General features: G+C 72.3%; 18 protein-coding genes and 1 tRNA gene. 3 read left to right on the top strand and 16 right to left on the bottom strand.

Going from position 1 to position 16,487, the window contains the following annotated elements; all coding sequences use genetic code 11:
- Nucleotides 1–7: 7 nt before the first annotated feature.
- The 3 genes from LCH29_RS00095 to LCH29_RS00085 form a co-directional block, all read right to left on the bottom strand.
- The gene (locus LCH29_RS00095) at nucleotides 8–766 is read right to left on the bottom strand and encodes a glycosyltransferase family 2 protein (RefSeq protein ID WP_446459605.1); all 759 of its coding nucleotides are present in this window, start codon (nucleotides 764–766) and stop codon (nucleotides 8–10) included.
- A gap of 2 nt (nucleotides 767–768) precedes the next feature.
- The gene (locus LCH29_RS00090; RefSeq protein ID WP_446459604.1) at nucleotides 769–1,554 is read right to left on the bottom strand and encodes a GntR family transcriptional regulator; all 786 of its coding nucleotides are present in this window, start codon (nucleotides 1,552–1,554) and stop codon (nucleotides 769–771) included.
- Nucleotides 1,555–1,629: 75 nt separating this feature from the next.
- Nucleotides 1,630–1,711: transfer RNA gene (locus LCH29_RS00085), tRNA-Tyr, on the bottom strand.
- A 196-nt stretch (nucleotides 1,712–1,907) separates the two neighbouring features.
- Between LCH29_RS00085 and LCH29_RS00080 the strand changes: the two genes are divergently transcribed.
- Nucleotides 1,908–2,396 carry a YajQ family cyclic di-GMP-binding protein gene (locus tag LCH29_RS00080; RefSeq protein ID WP_123100078.1) on the top strand — a complete coding sequence of 163 codons (489 nt, stop codon included), beginning with the start codon at nucleotides 1,908–1,910 and terminating at the stop codon, nucleotides 2,394–2,396.
- Here the strand turns inward: LCH29_RS00080 and LCH29_RS00075 are convergent.
- A complete protein-coding gene (locus tag LCH29_RS00075; protein WP_446459603.1) occupies nucleotides 2,383–2,730 on the bottom strand; it encodes a hypothetical protein in 348 nt (115 codons plus the stop codon). The two genes, LCH29_RS00080 and LCH29_RS00075, sit on opposite strands and share 14 nt — an antisense overlap.
- Before the next feature lie 118 nt (nucleotides 2,731–2,848).
- Here LCH29_RS00075 and LCH29_RS00070 point away from each other — a divergent pair, with 118 nt between their 5' ends.
- On the top strand, nucleotides 2,849–3,979 hold the full coding sequence (locus tag LCH29_RS00070; RefSeq protein ID WP_446459602.1) for a helix-turn-helix domain-containing protein: 1,131 nt from the start codon (nucleotides 2,849–2,851) through the stop codon (nucleotides 3,977–3,979).
- 13 nt (nucleotides 3,980–3,992) lie between these two features.
- Here LCH29_RS00070 and LCH29_RS00065 read toward each other — a convergent pair whose 3' ends face one another.
- From LCH29_RS00065 to LCH29_RS00010, 12 genes are all read right to left on the bottom strand, one after another.
- Entirely contained in the window at nucleotides 3,993–4,385 is a 393-nt protein-coding gene (locus LCH29_RS00065) for a YccF domain-containing protein (RefSeq protein WP_446459601.1), read from the bottom strand.
- The gene (gene htpX / locus LCH29_RS00060) at nucleotides 4,382–5,245 is read right to left on the bottom strand and encodes a zinc metalloprotease HtpX (RefSeq protein WP_446459600.1); all 864 of its coding nucleotides are present in this window, start codon (nucleotides 5,243–5,245) and stop codon (nucleotides 4,382–4,384) included. Before htpX ends, LCH29_RS00065 begins: the two co-directional genes overlap by 4 nt.
- Before the next feature lie 133 nt (nucleotides 5,246–5,378).
- On the bottom strand, nucleotides 5,379–6,935 hold the full coding sequence (locus tag LCH29_RS00055; RefSeq protein ID WP_446459599.1) for an NADH-quinone oxidoreductase subunit N: 1,557 nt from the start codon (nucleotides 6,933–6,935) through the stop codon (nucleotides 5,379–5,381).
- A complete protein-coding gene (locus LCH29_RS00050; protein WP_446459598.1) occupies nucleotides 6,935–8,569 on the bottom strand; it encodes a complex I subunit 4 family protein in 1,635 nt (544 codons plus the stop codon). Before LCH29_RS00050 ends, LCH29_RS00055 begins: the two co-directional genes overlap by 1 nt.
- A 3-nt stretch (nucleotides 8,570–8,572) precedes the next feature.
- Nucleotides 8,573–10,591 (bottom strand): NADH-quinone oxidoreductase subunit 5 family protein, encoded by a 2,019-nt coding sequence (locus tag LCH29_RS00045; RefSeq protein ID WP_446459597.1) that lies wholly within the window; start codon nucleotides 10,589–10,591, stop codon nucleotides 8,573–8,575.
- Nucleotides 10,588–11,001, bottom strand: a complete 414-nt coding sequence (gene nuoK, locus LCH29_RS00040) for an NADH-quinone oxidoreductase subunit NuoK (RefSeq protein WP_446459596.1) — start codon at nucleotides 10,999–11,001, stop codon at nucleotides 10,588–10,590. The genes LCH29_RS00045 and nuoK overlap by 4 nt, the downstream gene beginning before the upstream one ends.
- Complete coding sequence (locus LCH29_RS00035; RefSeq protein WP_446459595.1) at nucleotides 11,001–11,558, bottom strand: NADH-quinone oxidoreductase subunit J family protein; 558 nt, start codon at nucleotides 11,556–11,558, stop codon at nucleotides 11,001–11,003. Before LCH29_RS00035 ends, nuoK begins: the two co-directional genes overlap by 1 nt.
- On the bottom strand, nucleotides 11,555–12,166 hold the full coding sequence (locus tag LCH29_RS00030) for a NuoI/complex I 23 kDa subunit family protein (protein WP_446459594.1): 612 nt from the start codon (nucleotides 12,164–12,166) through the stop codon (nucleotides 11,555–11,557). The genes LCH29_RS00035 and LCH29_RS00030 overlap by 4 nt, the downstream gene beginning before the upstream one ends.
- Complete coding sequence (locus LCH29_RS00025) at nucleotides 12,166–13,128, bottom strand: complex I subunit 1/NuoH family protein (RefSeq protein WP_446459593.1); 963 nt, start codon at nucleotides 13,126–13,128, stop codon at nucleotides 12,166–12,168. Before LCH29_RS00025 ends, LCH29_RS00030 begins: the two co-directional genes overlap by 1 nt.
- Entirely contained in the window at nucleotides 13,125–14,588 is a 1,464-nt protein-coding gene (locus LCH29_RS00020; protein ID WP_446459592.1) for an NADH-quinone oxidoreductase subunit C, read from the bottom strand. Before LCH29_RS00020 ends, LCH29_RS00025 begins: the two co-directional genes overlap by 4 nt.
- Nucleotides 14,585–15,193 (bottom strand): NADH-quinone oxidoreductase subunit B, encoded by a 609-nt coding sequence (locus tag LCH29_RS00015; RefSeq protein ID WP_446459591.1) that lies wholly within the window; start codon nucleotides 15,191–15,193, stop codon nucleotides 14,585–14,587. Before LCH29_RS00015 ends, LCH29_RS00020 begins: the two co-directional genes overlap by 4 nt.
- A complete protein-coding gene (locus tag LCH29_RS00010; protein WP_123105487.1) occupies nucleotides 15,184–15,600 on the bottom strand; it encodes an NADH-quinone oxidoreductase subunit A in 417 nt (138 codons plus the stop codon). The genes LCH29_RS00015 and LCH29_RS00010 overlap by 10 nt, the downstream gene beginning before the upstream one ends.
- 246 nt (nucleotides 15,601–15,846) lie before the next feature.
- Here LCH29_RS00010 and LCH29_RS00005 point away from each other — a divergent pair.
- Nucleotides 15,847–16,487: sensor domain-containing protein (locus LCH29_RS00005; protein WP_446459590.1), on the top strand; the 641-nt coding region annotated here is incomplete at its 3' end.

Here is a 16,487-nt window from a genome sequence, read left to right as displayed (position 1 = left end):
GCGGGCGTCAGCCCGCCTCGTACCGCCAGCCGTCCATCGCCGCCAGGACGCGGGCGCGGGCCTCTACGACCGCGAAGCGGGCCTCGCGCTCGGTCGCGTCGGCGTGGGAGGCGTGGGCGGTGACCTGGCCGGGCCATTTGCGATAGAGAAGGCCCGTCTCGGCGGTGAACCAGCCGCGGCTGACCGCGCTCAGGGCCATCAGCAGGCCGGTGTCCTCGGAGGCGGGCAGGGCCATCCAGCCGCCGAGGGCCAGGAGCAGGTCGCGGCGGACGAAGAGGGTCGCCGGGTGGACCTGGGCGCGGTAGTCGTGGGTCTTCCAGTGGTCGAGGACGGCGCCGCGCGCGATCGGGCCCTGCGGCGGGTCGCCCTCGAAGCCGACCGTGGAGCCGTCGGGCAGCAGGTCCAGGGCGCGCGAGGTGGCCCAGCCGAGCTCCGGGTTCTCGTTGAGCGCGCGCAGGTCGCGGGCGAGGGCGCCGGGGGTCAGCATGTCGTCGGCATCCAGCACCTTGACGTAACTGCCCTCGGCGCGGGCGAGCCCCATCGTGCGGGCCATGGCCGCCCGCCCCGCCCGGCCCTGGCCGAAGCTGATCCGGTCGTCGTGGGGGACGTAGGGGCGTACGGCGCGGGTCTCGCCGTCCTCCTGCACCACCCACTGCCACTCCCAGCCGTCCGGCAGCTCCTGCTGGCACAACGATGCGTACGCGTCCGGCAGATGCCCGGCGCCCGGGGCGTGGACCGCGGTGATGACCGTGATGGTGTTCGGCATGGTCACCACCTTGTCAGGGGCGTGGTGAAGACGAGTTCCGTACGGTCGCCGGGCAGCCGCACATCGGACACCTCGACGACCCGGCCGTCGGTGCCGGTGCAGATCTTCCGGAGGAGGATCACCGACACCCCCTTCTTGAGTCCGAGCGCCTCGGCCTCTTCCGCGGTCGGCGGCCGGGCCGTGATCCGTTCCTCGATGCGGTCCAGCTCGATGCCGATCGTGTAGAGCTGGTTCTGGGTGCCCCCGGGCCAGGGCTCATTGGCGGCGTCGAGCAGATCGGGATTCGCGGCCACCACATCGTGGACGAGGTACGAGTGCACCAGGGCGAAGGGGGCGTCCTCCTCGCGGCAGTTGGTGCGGTACATCCGCTCCAGCAGCCGCGTCCCCACGGGCACCCCGAAGACCGCCGCCAAGTCCTCGTCGGCCTTCGTCTCGCGGTACTCGGCGTGGAAGGCGAGATCGGTCACCTCCAGCCCGGTGTCGTGCTCCGTGGCCCCGGTCCGCAGCCGCTCGGCCCGCGGCCGCCGCGCCCGGTCCTTCTCCCACTGGTGCCGGTCGCTGCTGCGCTCGACGCGCTTGCGCGGCGTACGGACGAAGGTCCCCACCCCGTGCCGCTTGTCGATCAACCCCTCGGCCACCAGCTCGGACAGCGCCCGCTGAAGCGTCGGCACGCTCGTCCGGTACCGCACCGCGAGCCGGTCCTCGGCCGGAAGCCGCTCCCCCGGCCGCAGCCGGCCGGTGCGGATACCGTGCCGCAGGGCATCGGCGATCTGCTCGTACCTGGGCACGGTTTCAGGTTAAGTCCTGCGGACGACAACGGCCCCCGGCCGCGTAATCGCAGCTCGGGGGCCGTTTTCCCAGCGTGGCGGCGCCAGGATTCGAACCTGGGTAGGCTAAGCCGACGGATTTACAGTCCGCTCCCATTGGCCACTCGGGCACACCGCCTGGGATGTGTGGCCAGGTGCCCTGCCCCGCTTTCGCGGCGCTGCTCCCTGGCAACGACGTAAACAATACCTGATCCCCGGGGGTGGTCCGCCACCCGGTTGATCGCCTCTGGATCATGGCCGGGATGGCTAGGCTGGCGCTTACGGTCCGCTGGGCCGTGCCACTGACGGATCTACGTACGAGGAGCCAACTCAAGATGGCCGACTCCAGTTTCGACATCGTCTCGAAGGTCGAGCGGCAGGAGGTCGACAACGCGCTCAACCAGGCGAGCCGCGAGATCTCCCAGCGCTACGACTTCAAGAACGTCGGGGCCTCGATCGACTGGTCGGGCGAGCGGATCGAGATGCGCGCGAACTCCGAGGAGCGGGTGAAGGCGATCCTCGACGTCTTCCAGTCCAAGCTGGTCAAGCGCGGGATCTCGCTGAAGGCGCTGGACGCGGGTGAGCCGCAGGCGTCCGGCAAGGAGTACAAGATCTTCGCCTCGCTCCAGGAGGGCATCTCCCAGGAGAACGCGAAGAAGGTCGCCAAGATCATCCGCGATGAGGGCCCGAAGGGCGTCAAGGCGCAGGTGCAGGGCGAGGAGCTGCGGGTCACCTCGAAGAGCCGGGACGACCTCCAGTCCGTGATCGCGCTGCTGAAGGGGAAGGACCTGGACTTCGCGCTCCAGTTCGTCAACTACCGGTAGGCGCTCGCGCCGCTTCACGGGACGCCGGGGCCTCGATGGCCCCGGCGTCCGTGTGCCCGGCGGCGGCCAGCCGGTCGCCCCGGCTCTCGGCGATCCGCAGGGCGTCGCGGAGGGCTTCCGTCAGCCGGTGCGCCAGGTAGCGGAGTTCCCCGGCGTGCGCCGTGCGGGCGCCGAGCAGGGCGCGGGGGTGGGCCAGCAGTTCCGTCCCCATGCCCAGCTGCAACGCCTCGATCTCGTCCGCCCGCCGGTTCATCCGGCTGTCGGCGTCGCCGGACGAGAGGTAGCAGGGTTTGCCGTCCGGGGTGGTCCAGGGCAGCAGGCGTAGGCCGTTCATCGCGTTCTTCCTGTCGTCGGAGCTGTTGCGGCCATCCTTGGACGCGGGCCCGTACCTGCGGGAGTTGCCGGGCGTTGACTACGCTGAGGAGTCAACGGTCCACGCAGGGGGTTCCTCCATGGACGACTTCGGGTCGCGCGTACGGGCTCTGCTCGCCGAGCGGGGCATGTCCCTGCGCGCCACGGCCCGCGCGCTCAACTACGACCCCGCTTATCTCTCGCGTGTGATCAACGGCAGGCAGCGGCCCTCGGAGGCGCTGGCGGCGGCCCTGGACGAGCTCCTGGAGGCGGACGGGGCGCTGGTCGCGCTCGCGGCACCCAGGGAGTGCCCGCCGGGGGCCGAGCGGGCCACCGGGGTCGACGGAGACATCGCGCACATGCGGGCCTCCGTCGCCCACCTGCTGGAGCACGACAGCCGGTACGGCGGTACGGCGGTGGCGCCCGCGGCCGTGCAGGTCTGGCGGGCGGGGCAGCGGAAGCTGGAGCGCGGGGGGATTCCCGACCGGGCGCGGCGCGGATATCAGTCGGCGGTCGCCGAACTCGCCGAGATCGCGGGATGGCTGCTGTTCGACGCCGGGCAATGGGACGCCTCGCGTACGGCGTTCCTGGAGTCCCATGTGCTGGCCCGGCTGTCCGGGGAGCGGCCCATGGAGTGGTTCGCCCTGGACATGCTCGCGATGCAGGACGTCCACCATGGGCGGCCCGGGGAGGCGTTGGGCATCGCGGATGAGCTACTGACGAGGCCGCGCATCCCGCCCCGCGTGGCGCTGTTGGCGCGCGTACGACGCGGCAGGGCGCTCGCCCAGTTGGGGGACCACCGGCGGGCCCTGGACGAGCTGGCGGGCGCCAGGGCGCGGCTGGACGAGTCGATCAGCCCCCGGGATCCGGCCTGGGCCTGGTGGGTGAACGACTGCGAGATCACCGGCCACCAGGGCGAGGTCCTTCTCGCCCTCGGCGATGCCAAGGCCGCGATCCCCAGGTTGCAGCACGCGCTCGACCTGACCCGGGAGACGTATCCGGGCGGCCGGGGGACGCTCTTCTACAGCATCGCGCTGCTCTCGGCGTACACGACGGCCCACGCATGGCGTGAGTGCGAGCCGGTGCTGCTCTCGATCAACACCCTGCTGGAGACCGTCGCCTCAGTACGCAGTCGCCACCGGCTGCGCGGCACGCTGGGCGAGCTGACCCACGGGCCCGGCACTCCCCCGTGGCTCTCGGACCTCGCGCGGCAGACCGCGCAAGCGTGCTGAGCGCTACGGGTGATCAGCGGGCGGCGAAGGGGCGGTCCGTGGGGACGATGTCGTGGCCCAGGGGGGTCAGGGAGATCGGGATCAGCTTGAAGTTGGCGATGCCCATCGGGATGCCGATGATCGTCACGCACAGCAGGACACCGGTGACGATGTGGGCGAGGGCGAGCCACCAGCCGGCGAGGACGAGCCACAGGACGTTGCCCACGCAGGAGGCGGCGCCCGCTTCGCGGCGGGGGACGGCGGTGCGGCCGAAGGGCCACAGGGCGAATCCGGCGATGCGGAACGAGGCGATCCCGAAGGGGATGCCGATGATGGTGATGCACAGCAGCAGTCCGGCCAGGACATAGCCGCACGCCATCCAGAAGCCGCTGAATACGAGCCAGATGATGTTCAGAATGGTCTTCACGGTTGCTCCCCCGCCATTTTTTCGAGACGTGCGATGCGCTCCCGCATGGGCGGGTGCGTGGAGAAGAGCTTGGACATGCCGCCACCCGCCCCGAACGGGTTGGCGATCATCATATGGCTGGCGGTCTCCAGTCGCGGTTCCGGGGGCAGCGGCAGCTGCCGGGTGCCGTGTTCGAGCTTGCGCAGGGCGCTGGCGAGCGCCAGGGGGTCGCCGGTGAGCTGGGCGCCGGACGCGTCGGCCTCGTATTCGCGGGAGCGGCTGACGGCGAGCTGGATGATGGCGGCCGCGAGCGGGCCCAGGAACATGATCAGCAGCATGCCGACGAAGCCGGGGCCCTCGTCGTCGTCGGACCGGCCGATGGGGATCAGCCAGGCGAAGTTGACCAGGAACACCACCACGCTGGCGAGCGCTCCGGCGATGGAGGAGATGAGGATGTCGCGGTTGTAGACATGGCTCAGCTCATGGCCGATGACCCCGCGCAGCTCCCGCTCGTCGAGCAGGCGCAGGATGCCGTCGGTGCAGCAGACGGCCGCCTTGCGCGGGTTGCGGCCGGTCGCGAAGGCGTTGGGGGCCTCGGTCGGGGAGATGTAGAGCCGCGGCATGGGCTGGCGGGCCGCGGTCGACAGCTCGCGCACCATCCGGTAGAGCCCGGGCGCCTCGAACTCGCTCACCGGACGCGCCCGCATGGCCCGCAGGGCGAGCTTGTCGCTGTTCCAGTAGGCGTACGCGTTCGTCCCGAGGGCGACGAAGACCGCGACGATCAGCCCCATCCGGCCGAAGAAGCTGCCGATGACGATGATGAGCGCCGACAGTCCCCCGAGGAGTACGGCGGTCTTCAGCCCGTTGTGCCGGCGGTGCACGGTACGCCCTCCCAATGATGCACAGGGGAACCCTTGACTGGTGTCTCCACCTTTCAGTGGACCGTCCCGAACTGGTCAACGCCAGGTGAGGGCCACTAGTTCCCTTGTGCACCCGTGTGCACCTCGGGCGCCGCTAGAGAAGGGCGCCCGAGGCGAACCGGAGGACGAGCTGGGGGGCGCCGGAGAGGGCGATACCCAGGACGGCGGCGAGTCCTATGGCGGCCGTCAGGGGGGCGGTGGCCGCCACCGGGGTGACGGATGCCACGCCCGCGGCGTCCTCCGGTGCGGGTTCCGGTGCGCGGAAGAGGACCGCCGTCCACTGGAGGTAGTAGTAGAGGGCGATCACCACGTTCAGCGCCATCACGACGGCCAGCCAGCCCAGGCCCGCGTCGACGGCCGTGGAGAAGACAGTCACCTTGGCGAAGAGCCCGATGACGCCCGGCGGCAGCCCGGCCAGGCACAGCAGGAAGAAGCCGAGCGCGAGGGCGGTGGCCGGGCGGGCGGCGTACAGGCCGCGGTAGTCGGTGATGCGGCCGGTGGGGTGCGTACGGGCGACCAGGGCGACGACCGCGAAGGCGCCGAGGTTCACGGCCGCGTACATGAGGGCGTACGCGACGGTCGAGCCGATGGCGTGGGCCGCGTCCCCGCCCGGGCCCGCGTATCCGGCGGCCGCGATGGGGACCAGCAGATAGCCCGCCTGGCCCACGGAGGACCAGGCCAGCACGCGTACGGCGCTGTGCGCGCGCTCGGGGCGCTGGCGCAGCGCGGCGACGTTGCCCGCGGTCATGGTGAGGGCGGCGAGGACGGCGACGGCCGGGCCCCACACGTCGTCGTAACGCGGGAAGGCGACGACCGTCACCAGGATGAGCCCGGAGAAGCCGACCGCCTTGCCGACCACGGAGAGGTAGGCGGCCACCGGGATCGGCGCGCCCACATAGGTGTCGGGGACCCAGAAGTGGAAGGGAACGGCGGCGGTCTTGAAGGCGAAGCCCACCAGGGTGAGGACGACGCCCGCCTGGGCGAGCGTGTCGAGCCGCGGGTCGACCTGGGCGAGGCCGTCGGCGATCCGGGACAGGTGCAGGCTGCCGGTGGCGGCGTAGACGAAGCTGACGCCGAGCAGCATGACGGCGGTCGCGGTGACCGAGGAGAGGAAGAACTTCAGCGCGGCCTCGGAGGAGAGCCGGCTCTCCCGGCGCAGCCCGACGAGCGCGAAGGCGGGGAGGGAGGCCACCTCCAGGGCGACGACGAGGGTCGCGAGGTCCCGGGAGGCGGGCAGCAGGGCCGCGCCGGAGGCGGACGACAGCAGCAGGAACCAGAACTCGCCCGCGGGGAGCCGCAGGTCCTGGATGCCGCTGATGGACAGCAGCGCGGTGAGCAGCGCCCCGCCGAGCACCAGCAACTGGATGACGAGGGTGAAGGTGTCGGCCGTGTAGCTGCACGCGGCGCCGCCACCGGAGCCGACGCAGAAGGTGGAGCGGTCCCCGTCCAGCAGGGGCAGCAGGCTGAGCCCGGCCAGGGCGAGGCCCGCTGTCGCCAGCCAGCCCAGCAGGGGCTTCCGGTGCTCGGGCAGGAAGAGGTCGGCGACGAGGACGGCGAGACCGGCCACGGCGGCGATGGTGGGCGGCGCGACGGCGAGCCAGTCGACGGACTGGACGAGCCCCGCGGCGAGATCAGAGGCGAGCGGAGTCATCAGTTGCCTCCCGCGAGGAGCTGCTGCACGGCCGGGTCGGTGAGGCCGAGGAGGGCCGCGGGCCACAGTCCGGCGAGGACGGTGAGGGCCACCAGGGGGCTCCAGGCGGCGAATTCGTAGCCGTGGACGTCGGCCAGGGCGGGCCGGGCGGCGCCGTGTTCGGCCCCGGGTTCCACGGGGTGGTCGCCCATGCAGACGCGCCGTACGACGATGAGCATGTAGGCGGCGGTCAGCAGGGTGCCGAAACCGGCGAGCGCCATATAGGTGAGGTACGCCGGTCGGCTGAGCCCGTCGGCGGGTTCGAAGGCGCCGAACATGGCGAGCATCTCGCCCCAGAACCCGGCGAGTCCGGGCAGCCCCAGGGAGGCGACGGCGCCGAAGGCGAGCAGCCCGCCGAGGCGGGGCGCCCGGCCGTAGAGGGCGGCGCCGCTGACGCCCGAGAGCTGGTCCAGGTCGGTGGTGCCGGAGCGGTCCTTGAGCGCGCCGACCAGGAAGAAGAGCAGGCCGGTGATGAGGCCGTGGGCGATGTTGGCGAACAGCGCGCCGTTCACCCCGGTGGGGGTGAGGGTGGCGATGCCCAGCAGGACGAAGCCCATGTGGCCGACGGAGGAGTAGGCGATGAGCCGCTTGAGGTCGCCGCCCGCGCCGCTGCGATGAGAGAGCGCGGAGCCTCCGTTGAGGGTGGTGGTGGGAGACGGGAGGGCCAGGGCGAGGCAGGCGAGGGATCCGTAGATGATGCCGACGACGGCGAAGGCGGCCAGGTAGGGCGCGTAGGTGTGGGCGCCCTCGGGGACCATCGGCAGCACGATGCGGACCAATCCGTACGTGCCCATCTTGAGCAGGACGCCCGCGAGGAGGACCGAGCCGACGGTGGGCGCGGCGGTGTGGGCGTCCGGCAGCCAGCTGTGCAGCGGCCACATCGGGGCCTTGACGGCGAGTCCGACGATGAGGGCGAGGGCGGCGATGAGCTGGGTGGTGTGGCTGAGCCTTCCTCCATTGTCAGAGGCGAGTGCCACCATGTCGAAGGTGCCGCCCTTGACGCCGACGAGGAGGAGGCCGAGCAGCATGACGACGGAGCCGAGCAGCGTGTAGAGGATGAACCGCCAGGCGGCGCGCTCCCGTTCGGCGCCTCCCCACCGGTTGATGAGGAAGTACATCGGGATGAGCGTCATCTCGAACGCCAGGAAGAACAGCATCAGGTCGAGGACCGCGAAGCTGGCCAGGGTGCCGCCCTCCAGGAGGAGCAGCAAGGAGACGAAGCCCTTGGCGGAGGGCCCGGCGGGCATCTTGTAGTACGAGTAGAGCGCGCAGAGGAACGTCAGCAGCGCGGTCAGGACCAGCAGAGGCAGCGAGACGCCGTCCACGCCGAGGTGGATGCGGATGTCCAGCGCCGGGATCCAGCTGATGTCGGTCTGGGCCTGCATCGTGCCCGGGCGGCCGTGGTCGAAGCCCGCGGCGAGCGCGATGGCGGCGGCGAGCACGGCGCCGGTGACGGTGACGCCGTGGCGCAGCACGGCCTGCTCCGGGTCGCGGCCCCGCAGGCCGGGCGGGGCCGGGAACAGGGCGGCGGCGGAGCCGAGCAGGGGGAGCACGACGACGGCCGCGAGGAGGTATTGCAGGACGGTGTGGTTCACGGGTCAGGCTCCCGCTGCGACGAGGACGGCGGCCACGGCCAGGACGAGGGAGCCCGCGAGCAGCGCGCCGAGATAGGTCTGCACGTTGCCGGTCTGGGCGCGGCGGACGGCCGCGCCGAGCAGGCGGGGGGCACCGGCCGTGCCGCGGACGTACGTCTCGACGACCTCGCGGTCGAGGAAGCGGACGAGGGCGGCGGCGGCGCGCACGGGGCGGACGAACAGGGCGCTGTAGACGGCGTCGAGGTGGAAACCGGCTGCCGCGTGGCGGTGGAGGGGCCCGAGGAGGAGGCGGCCGGGGTCGGCGGGGTCGGTGGCCCCGGCGATGGAGCCGTAGGCGGCCTCGTGGGTGGCGATGGCCTCGACCTCGGAGACGGCGTCGGCGGCGTCCGGGTGGGCGGCCACGGCACCGAGCGGGACGCGGGCGGCCCGCGCCGAGGTGTGCCGCCAGGCGGCGTACATGACCAGCACGCCGATGAGGGCGGCGCCGGTGCCGAGGACGGAGGTGGTGAGGGTCGGGGTGAGGGTCTCACCGTCGAACCAGTCGGGGAGGGTGCCGTAGGACAGGCCGAGGGCGACCGTGGGGATGAACAGCACCCACAGGACGGCGTTCAGGGCGACCGGCTGCCGACCGTGGTCGGGGGCCTGCTCACCCCTGCCGCGGAAGGCCAGCAGCCACAGCCGTCCGGCGTACGCGGCGGTGAGCAGGGCGGTGAGCAGCCCGGCCGCGAGCACGGTCCAGCCGACGCCCGTGGGCACGGCGGAGGTGTGGCCGGTGGCGGCGTGCTCGGCGGCGCCGAGGACGGCTTCCTTGGAGAAGAAGCCCGCGAACGGCGGGATGGCGGCGAGCGCGAGCAGCGCGACCGTGACGGTCCAGTAGGCGTCGGGGATGCGCTTGGCGAGGCCGGTCATGCGGGACATGGCGGCGAGGGAGTTCGTCCCGGCCGCGTGGATGATCACGCCCGCGCCGAGGAAGAGGAGCGCCTTGAACGCGCCGTGGGAGATGAGGTGGAAGACGGCCGCGCCGCGGTCGTCGACGGCCAGCGCGCCGGTCATGTAGCCGAGCTGGCCGACGGTCGAGTAGGCGAGGACGCGCTTGATGTCGTCCTGGGCGAGCGCGGCGAGCGCCGAGCCGACCATGGTGATCGCCGCCATGGCGGCCAGGACGGCGAGCGCGGCGGCGGAGGACGCGAAGACGGGCAGCAGCCGGGCGATGAAGTAGACACCGGCGGCGACCATGGTGGCGGCGTGGATCAGCGCCGACACCGGGGTGGGGCCGGCCATCGCGTCCGGCAGCCAGGTGTGCAGCGGGAACTGGGCCGACTTGCCCGCGACCCCGGCCAGCAGCAGCAGCGCGATCAGGGTGGGGTGGTCCAGCGGGACGCCGGAGGTGGTGGCGGTGAGCCGGGCGTAGATCTCGCTGATGCGGAACGTGCCGGTGTCCCCGGCGAGCGCGAAGATGCCGATCAGGAACGGGACGTCGCCGAGCTTGGTGACGAGGAACGCCTTGAGGGAGGCGGACCGGGCGGCCGCGGTCTCCCAGTAGTGGCCGACCAGGAAGTACGAGCAGATGCCCATGATCTCCCAGCCGACGAGCAGCACGATCAGGTCGTCGGAGTAGACGACGAGGAGCATCGCGGCGGTGAAGAGGGAGACGAGGGCGGCGTACGAGGGGTAGCGGGGGTCGTCCCGCAGATAGCCGGTCGAGTAGATCTGCACACAGCACGCGACGACGCCGACGAGGACCGCGACCAGGGCGGCGAACCCGTCGATGTGCAGCGCGAGGTCGATCGGGACCGAGCCGGTGTCGGCGAGCCGGGTCGCGACGGTCAGCGGCGCCTTCCCGGCGCCCTCGCCGCCGCCCTGCCGTACGGCGACGAGGACGGCGAGAAGGGTCGCGGCGACGGTGGGCAGGATGGCGAGGGGGCGTACGAAGCCGGGGGCGCGGCGCCCCAGCAGCAGTCCCGCGGCGGCACCGAGGAAGGGCAGGAGCGGGACGAGAACGGCGGCGGTCGTGGTCGTCACGCGGTCTGCCTCCGGGCGGGAGATGCCTCGGTGTCGGGGCCGTTGTCAGTGGCGGCTGCCATGCTGTCGTCGATGTCGTCCGTGGGAACCTGGCCGGTCGGCGGGGGGTCGGCCAGGTCCCGGAGCCGGTCGACGTCGGAGGTGCCCCGGTTGCGGTACACGAGGAGGACGATGGCGAGACCGATGCCGATCTCGGCGGCGGCGATGGCGATGGTGAACAGGGTCAGCGCCTGGCCCGCGTGCAGGGTGTCGCGGAGCCAGACGTCGAAGGCGACGAGGTTGAGATTGACGGCGTTGAGCATCAGCTCGACCGACATCAGCACCAGGATCGCGTTGCGGCGGGCCAGCACACCGTACAGACCGGTGCAGAAGAGGAGGACGGCCAGCACGGCCGGGTAGGCGAGGTGCATCAGCGCTTCTCCTCCTTCTTGCGGGACAGCACGATCGCGCCGACGAGCGCGGCGAGCAGCAGTACGGACAGCGCCTCGAACGGCAGCACCCAGTACCGGAAGAGGCTCTCACCCGAGACCGCGGTGGAGCCCTGCACCCCCTTGTCCAGGTCGATCCAGGTGGCCCGGAACGCGTCCACGACCACCCACACCAGCGCGGCCGCGGCGGCGACGGCCACCGCGAGCGCGACCGGGCGGTTGCCCGAATCGGCGTCCGGGGAGCGGCCGATGGGCGCCTTGGTCAGCATCAGCCCGAAGAGGAGGAGGACGACGACGGAGCCGACGTAGATCAGCACCTGCACCCAGGCGATGAACTCCGCGGTGAGCAGCAGGTACTCCACGGCGAGCCCGCCGAGCGCCACCACCAGCCACAGCGCGGCGTGCACCAGCTGCTTGGTGGTGACGGTGACGACGGCCGCGCCGAACGTCGCGATGCCCACGAGGAGGAAGGCGATCTCGACGCCGGTGGGCGACAGGAACCCGTGGCCGCTGGCGGCCAGCTCGACCGCGGTGCTCACGAGGCGGCCCCGTTCGTCCCGTCGGAGGCGGAATCATCCGCTTCGGCTGCCTGCTCGGCTGCCTTCGCCTCTTCGGCGGCCTTCGCTTCGGCCGCGGCGAGCTTCTCGGCGGCCTTGCGGGCGGCACCGAGCTCCTTGGGTTCCTCGGCGGCCGGGTCCAGCGCGGGCGGCGCGGGCACCGTCCACATCCATTCGCGGAGCTTGTCCCGCTCATGGGTGAGGTCGCGGATGTCCTCCTCCGCGTACTCGAACTCCGGCGACCAGAACAGCGCGTCGAAAGGACACACCTCGATGCAGATACCGCAGTACATGCACAGGGCGAAGTCGATGGCGAACCGATCCAGCACATTGCGGCTGCGCTCGCGCCCGCCCGGCGCCGCCGGGGGCACCGTCTCCTTGTGCGAGTCGATGTAGATGCACCAGTCCGGGCACTCGCGCGCGCACAGCATGCAGACCGTGCAGTTCTCCTCGAACAGCCCGATCACCCCACGGGTGCGGGGCGGCAGTTCGGGCTGGGCGTCCGGATACTGCGCGGTGTGCGACCTGCGGGTCATCGTGCGCAGGGTGACGGCCAGGCCCTTGGCCAGGCCGGAACCGGGAATACCCATCAGGAGATCACCACCTTGACGACGCCGGTGAGGGCGATCTGGGCCAGCGAAAGCGGAATGAGGCAGGTCCAGGCGAGCTTCTGCAACTGGTCCTCGCGCAGCCGTGGATAGCTCACCCGCAGCCAGATCACGACGAAGGCGAGGACGGCCGTCTTCAGCAGCGTCCACAGCCAGCCCACGTCGCCTTCGAACGGACCGTGCCAGCCGCCGAGGAACAGGACGGTGGTCAGCCCGCAGAGAATGACGATGCCCGCGTACTCGGCGAGCAGGAAGAGCGCGAACCGCAGCCCGGTGTACTCGGTGTACGCACCGAAGATGATCTCGGAGTCGGCCACCGGGGCGTCGAACGGCGGCCGTTGCAGCTCGGCCAGCCCGGCGGTGAAGAACACCAGCCCGCCGACGATCTGCCACGGCACCCACCACCACTCGAACGCGTCGAGGATGCCGGGCAGCGACACCGTGCCCGCGGCCATCGCCACGGACGCGGCGGTGAGCAGCATCGGCAGCTCGTACGCCATGAGCTGGGCGGCGGTGCGGAGACCGCCGAGCAGCGAGAACTTATTGGCCGAGGCCCAGCCCGCCATCAGCGAGCCCAGCACGCCGACGCCCATCACCGCGAGCACGAAGAAGACGCCCGCGTCGATGACCTGCCCGACCGCGCCGCCCGGGCCGATCGGGATCGCGACCAGGACCAGCAGATACGGCAGCAGCGCGACGGCGGGCGCGAGCTGGAAGATCCGCCGGTCGGCCCCGGCCGGGACGACGTCCTCCTTCTGCGCGAACTTCACGCCGTCCGCGACCAGCTGGGCCCACCCGTGGAAGCCACCTGCGTACATCGGCCCGAGGCGGCCCTGCATATGGGCCATGACCTTGTGCTCGGTCTGACCGACGAGCAGCGGGAGGACCAGGAACGCGACGAGGAGGACGAGCAGTCGCAGCGCGACGTCGAGGACGTCGTTCACGCGGTGCCTCCTGGTGGGCCGTCGGGGTGGGTCGTCGTCTCGTCGGTGCCGGGTTTCGCCGTTTCGGGTTTGTCGGTGCCCGGTTCCGCGGCTTCCGGTTGCTCCGGGGCGTCCGGTTCCGCGGGTTCGGGTTTCGCGGCGGCCTGTTGCGGAGCGGCCTGCTGCGGGGGGCCGGACTCGGCGGCGTCCCTCGCGGGGGCCTCCGGCGCCGGGCCGGGCTCGGCCGTGTCGTCGTACGCCGGGCGCGCGTGGTGCCACGGGGCGTCGGACGAGCGGGGGCGCCGCGCCGAGCGGTCGGCCTCCGGGGCCGAGTCCGGCGCGACCGCGCCCGCGCCGGGCTGCGCGTCGGCGGGCGCCTGCTGGCTCGCCGAGCCGTCGCTCGCACTGCGGGCACGACGAGCCGGGCGCTCGGCCGGTGCCGAGCCCGCGGCGTCGGGCGGCGTGGTGCTTGACTGCGCATCGCCGGACGTGGCGTCGGTGGCCCCGGGCGCCGGGGTCTGCTCCGGTGCTGTCGGCTCGGCGGCCGACGTGCGCTGGCTCGCCGAGCCCTCGCCCGCACCGCGCGCACGCCTCGCGGGGCGCTCTGCCGCCGGGGCCTGCTCCGGCGCCGTCGGCTCGGCAGCGGCCGCGGGCTGCTGGCTCGCGGAGCCCTCGCTCACGCTGCGCGTACGGCGTGCGGGGCGCTCGGCCGGGGCGGCGCCGGTCGCCTTCGGCTCGGCGGCCTCGCCGGACTGGGTCGCCGAGCTCGCCGCCGCGGTGCGGGTGCGGCGGGCCGGGCGGTCGCCTGCCGCGCGGGCGCCGCGGGCCGGGCGGGCGGGGGCGGGCGGGAGCTGGCCCTTGAGCGGGCCCCATTCGTTGGGGTCGGGCACGCCCGGGGGAAGCATCTGGCGCCGCTTGGGGCCGCCGTGGTCGGACTCCCCCGGCTCCTTCGCGCCCGGCCAGGCCTTGGCGACCCGGGCGGCCAGCACGAAGTCCTTGCGCAGCGGGTGGCCCTCGAAGGTGTCGGGCAGCAGCAGCGGCGCGAGGCCGGGGTGGCCGCTGAAGCCGATGCCGAACATCTCGTGGGTCTCGCGCTCGTGCCAGGCCGCGCCCGCGTAGACGCCCACGGCGGTGGGCAGCGTGGCGGCGTCGTGCGGCACGGTGGTGCGGACCAGCAGTCGGCGTATGGCGGCGCCCGGGGTGAGGGCGGCGACGTGCGCGGCCACCCGGAAGCCCACGCCGGGCTCGTCCACCGCGCTCAGCCAGTCGAAGTAGGTGCAGCCGAGGGTGTCGCGGGCGGTCTCCAGGGCCGTGATCCAGGCGTCGGCAGGCACGTCGACGGTGAGCAGGCCGTACGCCTCCTCGGCCGTGGCGCCCGCGCCGAACAGTTCCGTGGCGGGATGCGGCAGCCAGCCCACCACAGCCTCGTCCACCTCGGCAGAAGCCTCGGTCGGCTCAGGAGCCTCGTTCGGCTCGGTCATCGCACGTCCTCCCCGGCGGCCGGGGGCTCGACCAGGCCGCTGCGCAGCGCGGCCGTGGACGGGCGGCCGCCCTTCGACGCGTACCGCTCCCCCAGCGACTCGCGGGCGATCTTCTCCTGGAGCTTGAGGATCCCCTGGAGCAGCGCCTCGGGCCGGGGCGGGCAGCCGGGGACGTACACGTCGACCGGGATGATCTGGTCGACGCCCTTGGTCACCGCGTACGAGTCCCAGTAGGGGCCGCCGCAGTTCGAGCAGGCGCCGAAGGAGATCACGTACTTCGGCTCCGGCATCTGCTCGTAGAGCCGCTTGACCGCGGGCGCCATCTTGTCGGTGACGGTGCCGGAGACGACCATGAGGTCGGCCTGGCGCGGCCCCGGCGCGAAGGGGATCACGCCGAGCCGGATGAAGTCGTGGCGGGCCATCGAGGCGGCGATGAACTCGATGGCGCAGCAGGCCAGCCCGAAGTTGAAGACCCACAGGCTGTAGCGGCGGCCCCAGTTCAGGACCACCTTCATCGGCTCGGGGGCCAGCCGCGCGAGCGGGCCGAGGCGGCGCGGCTCCGGGAGATCCACGGGAGCCTGCGCGGGGGTCGGTGTCACGTCCATTCCAGGACGCCCTTCTTCCATGCGTACAGCAGACCTACGGCGAGGAACCCGAGGAAGATGAACATCTCCACCAGGGTGGCTGCGCCGAAACCGGGCGCGGCGAAGACCGTCGCCCATGGGAACAGGAAGATCGAATCCACCGCGAAAATCACGTACAGGAAAGCGTAGACGTAGTAGCGGACCTGAGTGTGTGCCCAGCTCTCGCCCACGGGGTCCACACCGCATTCGTACGTCAGCAGCTTCTCAGGCGTCGGCACCACCGGCCGCAGCAGCCGCCCTGCCCCGAAGGCCACGGCAACGAAGATCACCCCGACCGCCGCGACCAGACCCACCACCGTATAGGCGTGGAAGTAGTCGGCCGCGAGCGGGACGCTACTGGCCGCGCGTACGGTCGTCGCCTCCGGCACGTCCGCCCCTCGCTCCCTGTCCTGCCTGCTGCTCGTCGACCGCGTGTGTTCGACGATCCGTACGCACGGGAGTCTAGGCCCTACCGGCGGTATGGCGATCCGCCCGTCCGGCATGCGGAGCCCCGGGACCGCCGGGGACTACCGGGGAACCGGGGGACTACCGGGGACCTACGGGGGCTAGCCCTACTCGGGCCCGGCGATGTACCCCATGGCGCGGTCCGCCGGGGCGCGGCAGTCTTTGGTGCCATGACCTCCAGTTCCGCCGACGAGCACGGTGAGCGACTGCCGCGCCCGCCCGCCTTCGCCTATCCCGCGCAGACGTGGAAGGAGATCGCCCATCTCCTGATCAATCTGCCGTTGGGCATCTTCGGCTTCGTCTACGCCGTGATGTGGCTGACCGTGGGCGTGGGCATGGCGGTCACGATCGGGGGGCTGCCGGTGCTGGCCGTGGGCCTGCTGGGCAGCCGGTGGCTCGCCCGGTTCGAGCGGCGGCGCGCCCGGTCGCTGCTGGCGCTCCACGTGGACGAGCCCAGCCGCATGCCGGGCGGGCTCGACGGCGGTTTCTTCAGCTGGCTGTGGCGGAGCCTGCGGGATCCGGTGGGCTGGCGCGCCACGCTGTACGCCGCGATCCGGCTGCCCTGGGGCATCCTGACCTTCGCCCTGACGCTGGTCTCGCTGTTCGTCGCCTGGCCGGTGCTGCCGTGGATCGCGCGGGCGCTGACCAACGTGGACCGGGTGATGGTGCGCGGGCTGCTGTCGCCGTCGGACGAGCTGGAGCGGCGCATAGCGGAGCTGGAGTCGGACCGGGGCACGGTGGTCGACACCGCCGCCGCCGACCTGCGCCGCATCGAACGCGACCTCCACGACGGAGCACAGGCCCGCCTCGT

The organism is Streptomyces sp. BRA346 (assembly GCF_052851135.1).
Note: the sequence above shows the minus strand (reverse complement) of the source record. Positions and strands in the feature narration are given on the sequence as shown.

Coding starts and splice junctions, on each gene's coding strand:
- LCH29_RS00080 (WP_123100078.1), top strand. CDS start 1,908: ATGGCCGACTCCAGTTTCGACATCGTCTCGAAGGTCGAGCGGCAGGAG.
- nuoK (WP_446459596.1), bottom strand. CDS start 11,001: ATGCACCTCGCCTACCCGGCCGTGCTGGCCGTCCTCCTCTTCTGCACC.
- LCH29_RS00015 (WP_446459591.1), bottom strand. CDS start 15,193: ATGGACGTGACACCGACCCCCGCGCAGGCTCCCGTGGATCTCCCGGAG.
- LCH29_RS00020 (WP_446459592.1), bottom strand. CDS start 14,588: ATGACCGAGCCGAACGAGGCTCCTGAGCCGACCGAGGCTTCTGCCGAG.
- LCH29_RS00095 (WP_446459605.1), bottom strand. CDS start 766: ATGCCGAACACCATCACGGTCATCACCGCGGTCCACGCCCCGGGCGCC.
- LCH29_RS00070 (WP_446459602.1), top strand. CDS start 2,849: ATGGACGACTTCGGGTCGCGCGTACGGGCTCTGCTCGCCGAGCGGGGC.
- LCH29_RS00055 (WP_446459599.1), bottom strand. CDS start 6,935: ATGACTCCGCTCGCCTCTGATCTCGCCGCGGGGCTCGTCCAGTCCGTC.
- LCH29_RS00030 (WP_446459594.1), bottom strand. CDS start 12,166: ATGGGTATTCCCGGTTCCGGCCTGGCCAAGGGCCTGGCCGTCACCCTG.
- LCH29_RS00075 (WP_446459603.1), bottom strand. CDS start 2,730: ATGAACGGCCTACGCCTGCTGCCCTGGACCACCCCGGACGGCAAACCC.